Source organism: Candidatus Tisiphia endosymbiont of Ptychoptera albimana (assembly GCF_964026605.1).
Lineage (GTDB): Bacteria > Pseudomonadota > Alphaproteobacteria > Rickettsiales > Rickettsiaceae > Tisiphia.
Genome location: NZ_OZ032164.1, coordinates 1,386,419 through 1,401,946 on the forward strand (window position 1 = coordinate 1,386,419; position 15,528 = coordinate 1,401,946).

Below are 15,528 nucleotides of genomic sequence, written 5' to 3' on the forward strand. Positions count from 1 at the left end.
TTAATTTTTTTCTTGGAGAGAATTTTGTTCTAAACGACTTTTACACCCTGTGAAGTCAACTATTTTTGCATCTTGATCTTGGCAAGCACAAGTAAAAATATATTTCCTTTCGTCTGTGACTCCCTGAATACATTGTCCGCAAATACCTTTCATCATACACTGCATAGGAGAATTAAGACTTACTATTAATTGAGTTTTGTTACCAAAAAAATCATCTTTTATATCTTTTATAGCTTCCATCATTTCTGTACTACCCGCAGCTATTATCCTATCTATGCTCAAATTTTTCCAAAGGTAACAATACCCCATTATAGCATACACCAAATCGCCCTTAACACTAATATCTTCCGCCCTATTTTTTGATAAAATACCTTCTTCACAACACCAAACTACTATATCGGCTGCTTCTTCTATTCTGTCTTGATAGAACCTATCTTGTAAATTTTTATAACCAGCAAAATATATAATTTTACAATTATTATTTTTAAGAGCCTTAGCTATTGAGCATAAAACTGCATTTCCAACTCCTCCACCAACAAGCACTACATTACTATCCTTTAATATCTCAGTTGGCTTACCACTAGGTCCCATTAGTACTACTAATTCATTTTGCGATAAATATCTACATAATTTACTTGATTTACCATTTTGCCAAACTATCAAATGAATTAACCCTTTTTCTGAATCAACATAAGCTCCAGTGACAGCCAATGGTTCGATAATTTTTGAAATATCACTAGAATAATTTTGTAAACGGAAAAATTGCCCCGGTTGAAAATTTTGAGCAGCGATAGGAGAATGTATTACCAGCTCTACTATCTTATAAGATAGAGCATTAATCCGTTTGATACGGCTAGCTAGTAAATAATCTAGTTTAACGAAGAAATCTAGATTATTACCAAAAAAACTTGGTTTATTTTTGATAAGTTTTTTTCCAATAAACTTGTACCCCTCTTTACTACTTGCTAAGGCTTTAACCACACTTCCAGAGTATTGAGGATTACAATCACCAAAATATGTTATACTTCCTGCATAAGTCAATCTAGTTGGTAATTTTGTTGCCGAAACCCGCCTGTACTCCTCACGTACGCCTGTGTACGCTGCGGTACTCGGCTTCGTTTCTCCTAAAAATTCCTCAACTATTTTTGACTTATGCAGGAAGTCTGTTATACTCGAATGATTTTCCAAATAACTATTATCTTTATGCGTACCTATTGCCATAAGTACAGTCCTTACCTTAAATTTTTTCCTTATACCTAAATTATCAAATTCTATTGATTCAGCGTAAGTATACTGATCAACATCAATGCCTAAAGGTATCATATCTTCAGCAAAATTTACACCTGCAGCCATAGCATACATAACTTCCTCAGGATTTAACTTGTAGGCAGGAGAATCCTTTAATTTTCCTCTATAACAAATTGTTACTCCACCTAGTTCATCGAGGATTTTTTTTACAGCTTCTGTATCTTGTACTTGCCTAAATAATTTTGCATGCGAGATAAATTCTTCGGCTATTAATTTGTCCTCATCTGTCCAATTTTGTTCTGTATGATTTTTCCCATTCTCCTCAACTGACAATTCATACTTTTTTAGAAATTTTTCTACTTGTAACTTATAATAATTTAAACTTTCAGTTGCTGCATCAATAGAGGTCAGTCCTCCGCCAATGATAATAATAGGCATCCTAATAAGCAAATTAGTGTTAGATTGTTCTAAAAAAGCTCCTCCTGATTGTAATGTCATTAGAAAGTCGGAGGCTGTTTTCACACCTTTTGCAAGAAAATTTTTCATTTGAGCAATTTTGGGCTTACCAGCTCCAACACACAAAGCAACATGGTCAAATCCTAAATGAAATACCTGCTCCATAGTTATATTACTATCTAAACTTACACCACCAAAAAGCTTAAAATGACTGTTTCTCTCCAGTATCAGACGTAATATAGTTAAATTATTTTTATCCCACCTTGCAGTAATACCATACTCGGCTACTCCTCCAAAACCTTCAGGTATTTTTTCTGATAAGTTTTTTTTATAATCAGACCAGTATTTAATAGGCTTGTTAATATCAAAAGGTAATGGGATGATTTTTAAGCCATCTATAGCTACTACAGTATGTCCGTCTCGTAATAAATAATAGCTTAAACTAAACCCAGCTGGTCCTTGACCCACTACTAAAACTTTGTAATTAGTTGAAGGCTTTGGCATCAGAGAAAAAATGTTAAGTGGATTCCAATTGGTAAGTAATAAATATATTTCCACCCCGTAAGGTAGAAGCAAAGTAGTTTCCAAAATATTAGATTCAACAAGAGGAATATCTACAGGTTCTTGCTTTTGATAAATGCAAGCATTAGAACAATCATTACAAATCCTATGACCGGTAGCAGCCACCATTGGATTATCAATGACAATAATAGCAAGAGCAGCTAAATTAAATCCCTTGGACTTTACATAATTCATCTCAGAGATTTTCTGCTTCAGCGGACAGCCCGACTTTGATGGCGTAGTCGGTAGTATATTCGCAGAATCATTCGAGTATAACCCTTTAGAACACGAGTCTTTTCCCTGTTTATGACAGTAGATACAATAGTGAGTAGCATTTAATACTGTATCTAGATTAGATATAGGATTTAAACAATCAAACCCTACTCTTACATGTTTTTTATATTTAGCTACCTTATTAAGATCTATTAAATTATCTTTATCTGTTTTATTTGGTAAAGAAAATAATATACTTTCAGATTCATTAAATCTCCTTTGAAACTCTACTCCTGCAAGAGGTCTATTATAAACCATAAAGGCAGCATATTTTGCTGCTATATCTAACTCAAAAGCATATTTTTCATCATCTAATTGCCATTTTATTACTTGACGAGCAAACTTGTCTTGGGTAAACTCCTCTCCTAAAAGTTTTTCTAAAAAAATTGATACACTATCAAAATCAATCTCTTTTAGTTTTTCAGGAGGATATTTTCTTACCGCAACACGCTGGATGAACTTTCTCTTACATTCATAAATTACATCAAATTCTTTATGACTAAATCTCAGATTGGCTATTTCTTGTTCAATACCAAATAACTTAGCTAGAAAATCATCAAAAACAGGCGAAATTTCTAATAAAAAATCCGAGTAATATTTTTGATCAACTTGATCAGGATTAGCCCTTAATGATAAAATAGTTTCATAAAGAGAATAACTATGGCTACGCAGAAAACTTAGAAAAATTTCATCTAATTTTTTTAAGCCTTCTAATCTATTCAGATCTATAAAATCTAAACCAAAAGCAAGTGTCATATAGCTAAAACCTTCTTTAGATTAGCTATATATAATATATGACATTTTTAGAAAAAAATCTGTAGCCAAGATAACTGAAAAATGAAACAATAACGGCTACAATAAAGGATTTTATAATCATAAATACATCTGGCAACACTCCTTCTATTACTAAGAATTGAACTGGTCTTATGACAAGAAAAATGGGGTTAATTTCAAAAAATATTCTCTTTGATTCTGGTACCATAGAATATGGGTACACTATTGGTATAGTCCAATATGCAACATTCAAAATCAAATTTAATACCTGTGGAACATCACGTATATAAGGAGTTAAAAATGCAAATGCGATAGAACTACTAATCACAGAAATAATCAGCGGTAACACAAGTATTGGTACAAAAAGTATATATACACTAAATCTTTCAGGATATAAAATGATAAAAGCTATATACATAGCTACAAACGAATAAATTAGGGTATAAACTTGTGTTAAACTATCCGATATAGGAAAGATAGTTCTAGAAATTACTACCTTTTTTATAATACCACTGCGATTAATTAATGAATTTGATGATATATTTAAGCTGCTAACAATAAATGTCCATAACGGTAAACCACCGACTAGATTCATAATCATTGCTTCTCTTGGTAGCTTAAGTAAAAATCCAAAAAAATATGAAATGATCATTATATGCACAAAAGGCTGAACTAAACCCCATAACGAACCTAAAAAAGAATCTTTATTTTGATGAGATATAGAAGCTTGGGTTAATAATACCACTGACAACCAGTATTTCTTGGAAAAAAAATACTTTATCATTAATAATTCCCACTATTATAAATTTTTAGTATTTCATCTGGATTACCGTCTGCGATAATACTACCTTCTTTTAATAATACACATCTATTACAATTCTCCTTAATAATATTTTCTTGATGACTTACTAATATTAAAATAGGTATATTTTGTAACTTGTTTTTCATAAAATTAGTCGACTTCTCAATAAAATGACTATCACCAGCAGCAAAAACTTCATCTAGTAAAAGAATATCTGAATCTTGAAAAGCCGATACAGAAAAAGCCAATCTTGATAACATACCAGAGCTATAATTTTTTACCGGTAAATCTATTTTATTCCCTAGCTCAGAAAAATCTATAATTTCTTGTTCCAGTTCTTTACTGTACTTACCTAACATATTATTATAAATCATAAGCATTTTGATATTTTCTCTGCCAGTTTGCTCTAATTCAAAACCTACTCCCATCTCAATAATGGCGGCAAAGTTACCATGAACTTTAATTTTTCCAAACTTTAATGGATAAATTCCAGCAATTACTTTAAGCAAAGAACTCTTACCTGAACCATTGCTACCAATAAAGGCAATTTTTTCGCCTCTTTGACAGGAAAGATTTATATTATTTAAGATAGGAATTGACGAAGGAAAAAGTTTACCTCCTTTAATAAAAAAGTGTCTTAAACTTTCTACCCTTTGTTGGTTATTGATTCCTTCTACACAACCATCAGATATCTCTATAAATACTAGTTTAGACGTCATATATTAAAAATATGATTTATATTTTTACTGAAGAGTTAATCCATTCTTCAATAATATTTTTGGGGAATACTCCAGTCTTAGTAGCTAGTTGTTTCCCATCTTTAAACAAAATCATTGTAGGTATACTACGAATACCTAAACTTGAAGGTATATTGGGATTTTGATCTATGTCCATTTTAACGATTTTTATTTTGCCCACTAATTCCTTACTTAATTCTTCAATAATAGGTGTTAACATTTTACATGGTCCGCACCATTCAGCCCAAAAATCAACTAATACAGGTGTGGTGGACTCTAAAACTTCCTTATTAAAAGAATCATCTGTTATATTACTTGCCATAATCTCTTATTTTTTGAATTATTAAATACCGAATAAAAAACACCTTCGATGTCATCCCCGCGTAAGCATAATACCCTACATTTTTCTATAATCGTCATAGCAAGGCTCTTTATATGAGGCATAATACTCAACAGCCTGCTATTTTTCTAGATTCCTCTACCTACGTGGGGATAACATCCCTGTGTTTTAACAATTATAATCATACTAAGTAATATTCTTATTGTAAATGACTGCTTTAAGTTTACTTAAAAATGTTAGTATTTAAATTGTTAAGAACATATTTCTTACGATCATAATAAAGTTTCATAGCTACAGCAGCAGTTTCTTCTACAGATCTTCTTGAAACATCAATTATTGGCCACCCTTGTTGCTCGCAAATTTGTTTTACTTGCATACATTCTTCTTGGACTGTTTTAAAATCTGTATAATTAGTATTATCGCTCATCTGTAACAAATGCATTCTAGTTTCTCTTATTTCAATTAGCCGAGTTGGGTTAATAATCAAACCAATTACAAGCTGTTTTGTAATGCTGCCTAACAAGTCTAAAAACGGATAACCATGAATATAAGGTACATTTGCTGTTTTAAATCCATTATATGCTAGATATACGGAAGTTGGAGTTTTTGATGTCCTAGAAGGACCAATCAGAATAATATCAGCTTCATCTAATTCACTAGTCATCTGACCATCATCATGTCTAAGAGTATAATCAATAGCATGAATCTTATCAAAATAACCTTCATCAAATTTATAATCATAAACTAAACTTTCTTCTGTTTCTACACCTAAAAAAACTGAAATTTCTTTTACAATTCTACCTACAACAGAGATACAAGGAATTTTTAAATCATAACAAAATTTAGTTAAATTTCTTCTTAGTTCGTGATCTAAAATAGTGTATAATACAATGCTTGGTTTCATCTTGATTTTTTTCAAAACCTCATTTAATGATTCTGCATTTCTTAACATTGGCCAATGATACAATTTTGACTCAATTTTGCTAAATTGTGACAAAGCAGTATTAGCTGCATGTTTAACTGTTTGCACTGAAGAGTCTGAAACTAAGTGAATAATCAGCTTATTCATAGTTTATTAGTCTTTGTGGATAATTTTTATTCATATTTTAATCTCTATATTAAAAGTAACCAATAACTACCCTTATATATCCCGTATATAGAGGTTAATAACCTCTATAATTTAAAGAATAATTTTGTGGATAATTTTGTGTGTAAAATGCTAGATATCTAATATCTTTCACGTTTTCTCATTCTACACACATAAACCACTATGAATTATCCACTAAAAAAATAATCCTATGAATAATGTGAGTAATAATTATAATCAATAAACTTCACTGGTAATTTAGCAATAAAAAAATGTGTATAACTATGTGTATATATAATTAATCTACATATTAACAATGTCTATATCAACTAAAAAAATATTATATATAAATATATATTATTATGGGTTATTTCATGAATCAGCTTTTACAAACTTTTAAGAAAAAAAATGATCTTGTACCTATTTGGTTAATGCGTCAAGCTGGTAGATATTTGTCTGAATATCAAAAAATAAGAAAAACTGTTAGTGGTTTCTTAGATTTATGTTATAATGTTGATAAGGCTGTAGAGGTGACTTTACAACCAATAAGAAGGTATGGATTTGATGCTGCTATAATTTTTTCTGACATTTTGGTTTTACCTGATGCACTTGGATGGGATGTAAAATTTGAAGAAAATATAGGACCAATATTACGTAAATTTCAATCAAAAGAAGATTTTAAATATCTTGAAGGAAATTCTAATGGAAAACTAAATGTAATTTATGAAATAATCAATAAAACTAAAGCAAAATTACCAGTTGATACTGCATTGATAGGTTTTGCCGGTAGTCCATGGACGGTAATGACTTATATGCTTGAAGGAAGAGGCAAACAAAGTTTTGAAACAAGTAAAAAATTTATTTATGAAAATAATAACTTAGCACAAGAACTTCTAGACTTTATTACTGAAAAAACTATTATTCATTTAAAGGAACAAGTAAAAGCTGGGGTAGACTTAGTACAATTATTTGATTCATGGGCAGGGATATTAGAAGAAGCAGAATATGATCAGTTTGTAGTGCAACCAACAAAAAAAATAGTATTAGCTTTAAAAAAACAGTTTCCACATTTACCAATTATAGGTTTTCCAAGAGGTTCTGGGCTTTTATATGAAAAATATATTGTTAATACTGGAGTGGATGCTATTGGAGCAGATCAGTTTGTACCGGCTAGTGCCATGAAATTATGGAGTGAGAAAATTGTTGTACAAGGTAATTTAGACCCATTTATATTGCTTACTAATAAAGAAATTATCGCAGAAAAGGTAAGTAAAATAATTGCAAATTTTAAAGAAAGAAATTTTATATTTAATCTTGGACATGGTGTTTTGCCAAATACACCAGTTGAAAATGTTGAGTTTTTAGTTAATTATGTTAGAGAATTTAAATACTAAAATATCTCAAAAAAAAATAGCCATCGTACTTTTTAACCTTGGTGGACCAAATAGCTTAAACTCAGTCAAACGATTTCTATTTAACTTATTTTATGATAAGGCAATTATTAACTTGCCAAATCCCCTAAGGTTTATTCTTGCTAAGATAATATCAATTACTAGAAATAAAAAATCTCAGAAAATATATTCTCTAGTAGGTAATAATTCGCCTATTTTACAAGAAACAGAGTCTCAAAAAGATGCTATTACAGAGAAGTTAAAACAAACTATGAATGAGGATTTTAAGATTTTTATAGCAATGCGTTATTCTTATCCTGATTCCGAAGAAGCAGTAAGAAAAATAAATGAGTATAACCCTTCAGAAATAATATTGTTACCATTATACCCACATTTTTCTAGCACCACTACTGGATCTTCGATTAAAGATTTTATGTCTTCTCTTCATAAAAATAAAAGTGAATATTCCCGACATATTAAAACTATTTGTTGCTACCCTATCGATGACGAATTTATTGAAGCTCATTTATCATTAATAAAGCAATCATTTAAAAAATTGAAAAACAAAAAAAACTTTCGTATATTATTTTCAGCTCATGGTCTGCCTGTAAAAATAATAAAAGCAGGAGATCCATATCAGTGGCAGATTGAAAAGACCGTAGAAAGTTTGGTATCTAAGCTTAGCATAGATAATTTAGATTATAAAATAACTTATCAAAGTCGTGTTGGTCCAGTGGAATGGCTTAAACCTAATACGGAGGATGAAATTGAGATAGCAGGAAAAGAAGATAAATCTCTTATAATAGTCCCAATAGCATTTGTATCAGAACATGTTGAAACACTGGTGGAATTAGACATTGAATATAGAAAGATTGCTGGTAAGTACAAGATAGAATATATTAGGACTCCTGCTCTTGGAACAAATAAATTGTTCATCAATAGTATAACTAAAATGGTATCAAATTTAGTTAATTATAGTTTCGATACAAAAAATTTGATATGTAGTTCAATTAATAAAAGAATATGTCCTTATAATTTTACTATGTGTCCTTGTAATTTAAAAAACTAAGTAATGGGATAAAATTAATGGCTAGTTATTATTTATGGTTTAAAGCATTCCATCTTGTATCAGTAATTTCTTGGATGATAGGTTTACTATACCTACCAAGATTATATGTCTACCACACTAAAGTTGTAGTAGGTAGTGAAACTGACAAGATGTTTCAGTTAATGGAAAGTAGGTTACTCAGAATCATTATGAATCCGGCTATGATCAGCACTTATACCTTAGGTATAATTAACAGTTATATATACGGATTAGTAGCTTTAGGAACATGGTTTTACGTAAAAATGACAGCAGTTCTAGGTATCACTATTTTTCATGGTTTATTAGCTAGATGGAGGAAGAATTTTGTTGAAGGCAAAAATAATCATTCTGAAAGATTTTATCGTATCATTAATGAAGTACCAGCACTGTTGATGATAGTGGCTGTTGTCATGGTTATTGTTAAACCATTTGATTAATATATTTTTCTGTTTTATTATTTTATTACTGATTTCTAATTGTGACGCATATAATAATTATTGAAGCAAGCAATTATTATAGCTAATTATAGTGAGGTTTAAACAACTATATGAGCAAAATTATTCAAGCAGATAATAAGGTTATGCAAAAACAGACTAGTTTGACTAGAGAACAAAAAGAGGTTGTTGGATTACTCTCAATAGGGACATTTCTTGAATACTTTGACTTAATGCTTTATGTGCATATGGCGGTATTGCTTAATGAGTTGTTTTTTCCAAAAACTGACCCACATACGGCTACTCTTCTTTCAGCCGCTGCTTTTTGTTCTACTTACTTGCTTAGACCATTCGGTGCATTAATATTTGGTTGGATAGGCGATAATGTAGGAAGGAAAGCATCTGTAGTCATTACAACTTTTTTAATGGCAATATCTTGTTTTATCATGGCTAATTTGCCAACTTTTGCTCAAATAGGGATTACTGCAGCTTGGCTGGTGACAATATGTCGTATTGTACAAGGTATGACTTCTATGGGGGAAATCACAGGAGCTCAATTATATCTAACAGAATATCTACAACCACCAGGACGATATGTTTCTGTAGCTATGATGAATTTCTGTGCAGCTTTAGGTACATTTGGTGCTTTAGGTATAGCCTTTATTGTAACTTCTTATAATGTTAATTGGCGACTGGCTTTTTGGTTTGGTGCAGGTGTGGCATTAGTTGGTATGATTGCTAGGGCAACGTTGCGAGAAACGCCTGAATTTGCCGACGCTAAACGTCGATTAAACAGAACTTTCCAACAGTTGAAAGGTATAGGATCTAACATTGACGTTGAACATGTAATGCAAGATACTCTCAATATTCAAGAAAAAATTAATTGGAAAACAACAATAAGTTTACTGTTAGTAGATTGTATGTGGCCAGTGATGTTTTACTTGGCTTATATGCATGGTGCTAATATTTTAAAATATTCTTTTAATTACACATCTGAGCAAATTATCAATAATAATTTCATTATTTCGGCTGTGATGGTGGTTAATGTTTCTCTAGTGGTATATTTAAGCAATAAAATATATCCACTAATGATTTTAAAAATAAAATTAATTTTATCTTCTATTACTTTACTTGCGACTCCATTTTTATTAAATGGAGCAACAACTGGCTTTGATATATTGATAGTTCAATCTTTATTACTATTCTTTGCATGTGATGCATCACCGGCTAATGCAATATTCTTCAAATATTTTCCAGTTTTTAAGCGTTTTACTTATGCTAGTGTGATATATGCTATATCAAGAGCTTTAATATATGCTATCACTTCTGTTAGTCTTGTTTATTTAACAGATTATTTTGGTCATTGGGGGTTGTTTATTATTATAATTCCAACGATTGCAGGCTTTGCATATGGATTATCATATTTTATTAAACTCGAGAAAGATGCTGGAAATCTTTCTGAAAAGAAAACTTATATTGTTTAGATGATATAGTAGGTAAATATTGATAACATAGCTCTATTAGTTTTTTTTCTAAACCAATTGCTTCTAAGTATATAGCTAGACGTATAAATTCTTCTATAGTTTCCTCAATAATCTTCCTAGCTTTTTCAGGTGATTTAATTCCTATAGTTTGTAAGTTGTGAATTCGATCAAAAATTTTAATAAATGCTACATCATATTTTTTTTGTTGATATAATAAATTTAAAATCTCTTTGGAGCTAATCTTGCCGTGAGGTTTAACCCTAGTTAAAGCTTCTACTTGACTAGCTACTACACTTCCAAAAATATATTCAATCATCTTTTCGGTCAGTTTTGTATCCTCGATAGTATCATGCAGTATACTGGTAACAATCATATCAGTTCTGAAATAGCTTGGAATTTCTGATGCTGCATATTCCGCTACCATATACGCTACTTCAATTGGATGCGAGTAATAGGGTTCGCCAGACTGTCTCATTTGACTGCCGTGATATTTTTTGGCGTAATAAATAGCTTTTTTAACTTCGTCAATATTTATTGGTCGGTTTACTTCCTCATTTATCTTACAGAGTTTGTTCAATAGCCTAGTAGTATACTGACAATATTCATACTTTGAGTTGTCCCAATAGTTAATATCTTCCATAAAAACCATAATATTTTAAATCGCTATACAAGTTAAACTAAAAATTAGAATATTACTAGGAATTTATTATATTTTTTTTTGAAAAAGATGAATATTTTTACATTTTGTTATTGTTTATCTATTAGTGCTTCTGCTAATTAGTGTATAGTATATGGTATACTCAAATGACCTGAAAATGAATTTCAATGCAAGTTGCAAAAATATTATTGCCATTAGCTAAGCTTTTCCCGTTGGATTATTTAATTCCAAATGGATTAAAATTAGCTATAGGAGATTTAGTAGTTGTCCCATTTAGGAATAAAGAATTAACGGGTATAGTTTGGCAATTAGATACTGAAGTTTCAGAGGGAACTAGTAAAATCAAATCTATTAAACAAAAAGTGCCACTTGAATTTAGGTTTAATCAGGAAATATTTAATTTAATTAAATGGGCTGCTAATTATTATATGACTTCACTTGGTTCAGTTGCTAAGTTGACTTTGCCGATCGATATTGCCCAGCAACCTATAAAAATAAAGCATCAAGAATTAAACAAAGATTTTATTTTGCCAACTCTTTCAGTAGAGCAACAAGAAGCACTTTCTCTATTAAGTCAATCGGATAAACCATCAATTATTAAGGGAGTAACCGGATCAGGTAAAACAGAAATTTACTTTCATCTATTGGCTGATTATTTGAAGCAAGGTAACCAAATATTGATCATGTTACCAGAAATTGCTTTAAGTCAGCAAATTATAAATCGTTTTACAGCACGCTTTGGCTTCCAGCCAGTAATATGGAATTCTGCGATTACTAAAGCTCAGAAAAAGATGATTTTAAGAGGTTTGCTCAACAATGAAATTAAAGTTATAATTGGTGCTAGAAGTAGTCTATTTCTACCGTATAGTAATCTTGGATTAATTATTATTGATGAAGAGCATGATAGTTCTTATAAGCAAGATGATGGTATATTATATAATGCTCGCGATGTAGCGGTATTGCGGGGAAGCTTATCCAAAATAAAAGTAGTATTATGCTCGGCTACTCCGTCTATTGAAACAATTTATAACGTAAGTACCAATAAATATCAATTAATTGAATTGTCAAATCGTTACCAGGAGGCAACTTTGCCAGAAATTCAAATAATTGATATGAAAAAGGAGAAATTATCAAAAAATTCTTACTTATCTAAGGAATTAATAGCATTAATTGGTAAAAAGCTAGCAAGCAAAGAGCAGGTGTTATTATTTTTGAATCGTAGGGGTTATGCCCCTTTGATGTTATGTAAACTTTGCGGTTATCGTTTTACTTGTAATTCTTGCTCTGCTTGGTTAGTGGTACATAAATCTAGCAAAAAACTTGAATGTCACCATTGTGGTTATCAAAGTAGGATTCATATTTTTTGTCCTGATTGTCGGGAAGAAGACTCTTTAACTGTTTGTGGTCCTGGGATTGAAAGAATTGAAGAAGAAACTAGGCATCTTTTTCCCGATAGTAAAATTGCGGTAATTAGCAAAGATTATGCCCAAAAACCTGAAAAGATCCGCGAATTACTATATAAAATGGAGCATTCTGAGGTTGATATTCTAATTGGTACTCAGATGATTACTAAAGGTTATCACTTTCCTAACCTTACTTTAGTAGGTGTTGTTGATGCTGATCTTGGGGCTATTAGTAGTGGAGATTTGTGGTCAAGTGAACGCAATTATCAACTACTTCACCAAGTAGGAGGTAGGGCAGGAAGAGAAGATAAAAAAGGTCTAGTATTAATGCAAACTTATTATCCAGATAATGCTATATTTAGTTATATAAAAAATGGAGGAGATCAGTTTTTACAATATGAACTTAAAACAAGGCAAGCAGAGAATATGCCTCCTTTCACCAAAATGGCATCAATAATTTTGTCTGGAAAAAATGAGCATAAAGTGCTTGAAATATCCAAAACTCTAGTTGCAATTGCACCAAAAAGTTCAGCTAGAATACTCGGACCATCTAGTGCATTGATGTTTAAATTAGCAGGAAAGTTTCGTTACCGTATTCTAATCATAGTGGATAGGAAATTTAATTTACAAAAATTTTTACAAACATGGTTAAGTTTAATCAAAATCCCTGCTTTTTGTCATTTAAAAGTGGATATAGATCCTAAGAGTTTTTCTTGATATTACTCTCATGATTATTCAAGTAAAAGTTTTAGCTTAGTACTACATTGAGAGCCTTCGGTGCGAATGACGGATTCGGGGTCTAAAAATGTTGAATAGTCTTCTTGGCTATTTTTTTAGACCCCTGCTTTCGCAGGGGTGGCGATAATACTGAGCCTAATATTAACTTGTTACAGATACTTGAGGTTAAATAAGTTATAAATATTTTTGTTGGAGATATTTTAAAAATATTTCCGATTGAATGCGATCTTCACCCGTAGCGTCTTTAATTAATTCACTGGTATTTTTTAATGAGCCATAGCTTCTAATATTATTATCTAAGAATTGGTTTACACCATTGAATTCTCCTCTTGTTATTTCCTTTTTTATATTGTGATTAACTTCCTGTGCTTTTTTCATGACCATTGAAGCAATAATTGCTCCATTAGTATAGGATGGAAAATAACCAAAACTGCCCATTGGCCAATGTATATCTTGTAAGCATCCGTCTTTATCGTTCTGTGGAGTAATGCCTAAATATTCCTGCATCTTATTGTTCCAATAATGTGGCAGATCATTTAAAGATAGATCTCCGCTAATTAGCAATCTTTCTAGTTCAAACCTAACTATTACATGCATTGGATAAGTCACTTCATCTGCTTCTACTCTAATAAAACCTAGTTTGACTCTTGTCATTAATTTGTAAAGATTTTCTGCAGAATATTCTAGTCCTTTGAATCCAAATTCATCCTTAAGTAGCTTTGATAGATATTGACAAAATTCTCCTGATCTACCTACTTGCATTTCCATAAATAAAGATTGACTTTCATGGACAGCCATACCTTTAGCCTTACCTACTGGTTGGTTTTTATATTTGCTGGGCAAGCCCTGTTCATATAAACCATGACCAGTTTCATGCATAATCCCCATAATCCCTGAAATAAAATTATGCTCATTATATCTATTAGTTAACCTAACATCATCAGGAGTACCCCTACAAAATGGATGGGTTGATTCATCTAACCTACCTTTAGTGAGGTTAAAACCCATTATTTCCATAAGCCTTTTAGCAATTAATTTTTGTTGTGCTTCACTAATACTATTAGTGATAGGTAGAACATTTTCTTTACTTTGTTTTTCTACTATTTGACTAATTAATTCTGGTATAGTTTTTTTTAGATTATTAAACACTACTTTAACTTCATCAAGTGTACGTTCAGGATCATATGTGTCAAGTAAAGCATCATATACAGAACAGTTTAGTACATGGGCTTTAGATTTAGCCATTTTTTGTACGCAATCTAATACTGTTTGTAGGTAAGGTTTAAGTGATAGATAATCATTATTTTTTCTAGCATCTCGCCAAATTAACTCACATTTTGCACTAGCAGTAACATACATTTTCCATAAATCATCATCTATACATGTAGATTCTGTAATTCGTCTTTTTGTTTCTCTTAAATTAGCTAACTGCCAAACATCAAGAGTGTTCACGTTTTCAGAGACAGATTCTATTAGTTCAGCTAATTTTTTCGATTGTAACCTAGAGCGGGCTATGGAAGATAGTAGTGCTATCTCACTTGTTCTACTATCAATTGATCCATGCGGAATATTTACTGCGATATCCCAATAAAGTATGTTAATCACGTTATTAATTTGAAAAATTTGCTCTAACTCTTGCTCTAATAATGTATAATGTTTCATATAATTCCCCCTACTTTAAAAGTTGTTTTAATCCTAAACTGGCTAGAATATTCAGAAAAATGCATTCTTGAAGCGGCTGACACGAATGCATTTTAATCTATTATCGCTAATAATCTTATTTTTATTGATATAACAACAAGATTATTAGCAAATGAAATATTTAACAATATATTCCTGAACTTTTAAAAAAAATAGTACAATTAATAAAAAATATTAGATATGAATTTGCAAATTCATAGGTTTCTAGTTTATCTGCTGGGATTTATGTTTTGACCCCATTTTGATCTCTCTAAGGAGATAGAATATTTTGTAGCTAATAATCTGACAGATCAAGAGATTAGTCAATGGATAGAAATAATTTCTAGAGATGGTAATATAATTCACAATAACCCT

General features: G+C 30.9%; 12 protein-coding genes. 5 read left to right on the forward strand and 7 right to left on the reverse strand.

Features of this window, described 5'->3' with window-relative positions; genetic code table 11:
- The 5 genes from AAGD36_RS06630 to AAGD36_RS06650 form a co-directional block, all read right to left on the reverse strand.
- Nucleotides 1–3,294 carry an FAD-dependent oxidoreductase gene (locus AAGD36_RS06630; RefSeq protein ID WP_341755382.1) on the reverse strand — a complete coding sequence of 1,098 codons (3,294 nt, stop codon included), beginning with the start codon at nt 3,292–3,294 and terminating at the stop codon, nt 1–3.
- Between the two features lie 25 nt (nt 3,295–3,319).
- Nucleotides 3,320–4,096 carry an ABC transporter permease gene (locus tag AAGD36_RS06635; protein ID WP_341755383.1) on the reverse strand — a complete coding sequence of 259 codons (777 nt, stop codon included), beginning with the start codon at nt 4,094–4,096 and terminating at the stop codon, nt 3,320–3,322.
- Nucleotides 4,096–4,833: an ABC transporter ATP-binding protein gene (locus tag AAGD36_RS06640; protein ID WP_341755384.1), complete on the reverse strand. Its 738-nt coding sequence runs from the start codon at nt 4,831–4,833 to the stop codon at nt 4,096–4,098. The genes AAGD36_RS06635 and AAGD36_RS06640 overlap by 1 nt, the downstream gene beginning before the upstream one ends.
- Before the next feature lie 16 nt (nt 4,834–4,849).
- On the reverse strand, nt 4,850–5,173 hold the full coding sequence (gene trxA, locus AAGD36_RS06645) for a thioredoxin (protein ID WP_341755385.1): 324 nt from the start codon (nt 5,171–5,173) through the stop codon (nt 4,850–4,852).
- 241 nt (nt 5,174–5,414) lie between these two features.
- Complete coding sequence (locus AAGD36_RS06650; RefSeq protein ID WP_341751478.1) at nt 5,415–6,260, reverse strand: pyruvate, water dikinase regulatory protein; 846 nt, start codon at nt 6,258–6,260, stop codon at nt 5,415–5,417.
- A gap of 392 nt (nt 6,261–6,652) precedes the next feature.
- Between AAGD36_RS06650 and hemE the strand changes: the two genes are divergently transcribed.
- The 4 genes from hemE (at nt 6,653) to AAGD36_RS06670 (ending at nt 10,674) form a co-directional block, all read left to right on the forward strand.
- Complete coding sequence (gene hemE / locus AAGD36_RS06655; protein WP_341756032.1) at nt 6,653–7,672, forward strand: uroporphyrinogen decarboxylase; 1,020 nt, start codon at nt 6,653–6,655, stop codon at nt 7,670–7,672.
- A complete protein-coding gene (gene hemH, locus AAGD36_RS06660; protein ID WP_341755386.1) occupies nt 7,650–8,738 on the forward strand; it encodes a ferrochelatase in 1,089 nt (362 codons plus the stop codon). Before hemE ends, hemH begins: the two co-directional genes overlap by 23 nt.
- A gap of 17 nt (nt 8,739–8,755) precedes the next feature.
- Entirely contained in the window at nt 8,756–9,193 is a 438-nt protein-coding gene (gene hemJ / locus AAGD36_RS06665; RefSeq protein ID WP_341755387.1) for a protoporphyrinogen oxidase HemJ, read from the forward strand.
- A gap of 110 nt (nt 9,194–9,303) precedes the next feature.
- Nucleotides 9,304–10,674: an MFS transporter gene (locus AAGD36_RS06670; protein WP_341755388.1), complete on the forward strand. Its 1,371-nt coding sequence runs from the start codon at nt 9,304–9,306 to the stop codon at nt 10,672–10,674.
- Here the strand turns inward: AAGD36_RS06670 and AAGD36_RS06675 are convergent.
- Complete coding sequence (locus tag AAGD36_RS06675; RefSeq protein WP_341755389.1) at nt 10,619–11,314, reverse strand: HD domain-containing protein; 696 nt, start codon at nt 11,312–11,314, stop codon at nt 10,619–10,621. The two genes, AAGD36_RS06670 and AAGD36_RS06675, sit on opposite strands and share 56 nt — an antisense overlap.
- Before the next feature lie 185 nt (nt 11,315–11,499).
- Between AAGD36_RS06675 and AAGD36_RS06680 the strand changes: the two genes are divergently transcribed.
- A complete protein-coding gene (locus AAGD36_RS06680) occupies nt 11,500–13,452 on the forward strand; it encodes a primosomal protein N' (RefSeq protein WP_341755390.1) in 1,953 nt (650 codons plus the stop codon).
- A gap of 195 nt (nt 13,453–13,647) precedes the next feature.
- Here the strand turns inward: AAGD36_RS06680 and AAGD36_RS06685 are convergent, their stop codons facing one another.
- A complete protein-coding gene (locus AAGD36_RS06685) occupies nt 13,648–15,135 on the reverse strand; it encodes a carboxypeptidase M32 (protein ID WP_341755391.1) in 1,488 nt (495 codons plus the stop codon).
- Nucleotides 15,136–15,528 lie beyond the last annotated feature (393 nt).

Coding starts and splice junctions, on each gene's coding strand:
- AAGD36_RS06630 (WP_341755382.1), bottom strand. CDS start 3,294: ATGACACTTGCTTTTGGTTTAGATTTTATAGATCTGAATAGATTAGAA.
- AAGD36_RS06635 (WP_341755383.1), bottom strand. CDS start 4,096: ATGATAAAGTATTTTTTTTCCAAGAAATACTGGTTGTCAGTGGTATTA.
- AAGD36_RS06640 (WP_341755384.1), bottom strand. CDS start 4,833: ATGACGTCTAAACTAGTATTTATAGAGATATCTGATGGTTGTGTAGAA.
- trxA (WP_341755385.1), bottom strand. CDS start 5,173: ATGGCAAGTAATATAACAGATGATTCTTTTAATAAGGAAGTTTTAGAG.
- AAGD36_RS06650 (WP_341751478.1), bottom strand. CDS start 6,260: ATGAATAAGCTGATTATTCACTTAGTTTCAGACTCTTCAGTGCAAACA.
- hemE (WP_341756032.1), top strand. CDS start 6,653: ATGAATCAGCTTTTACAAACTTTTAAGAAAAAAAATGATCTTGTACCT.
- hemH (WP_341755386.1), top strand. CDS start 7,650: ATGTTAGAGAATTTAAATACTAAAATATCTCAAAAAAAAATAGCCATC.
- hemJ (WP_341755387.1), top strand. CDS start 8,756: ATGGCTAGTTATTATTTATGGTTTAAAGCATTCCATCTTGTATCAGTA.
- AAGD36_RS06670 (WP_341755388.1), top strand. CDS start 9,304: ATGAGCAAAATTATTCAAGCAGATAATAAGGTTATGCAAAAACAGACT.
- AAGD36_RS06675 (WP_341755389.1), bottom strand. CDS start 11,314: ATGGAAGATATTAACTATTGGGACAACTCAAAGTATGAATATTGTCAG.
- AAGD36_RS06680 (WP_341755390.1), top strand. CDS start 11,500: ATGCAAGTTGCAAAAATATTATTGCCATTAGCTAAGCTTTTCCCGTTG.
- AAGD36_RS06685 (WP_341755391.1), bottom strand. CDS start 15,135: ATGAAACATTATACATTATTAGAGCAAGAGTTAGAGCAAATTTTTCAA.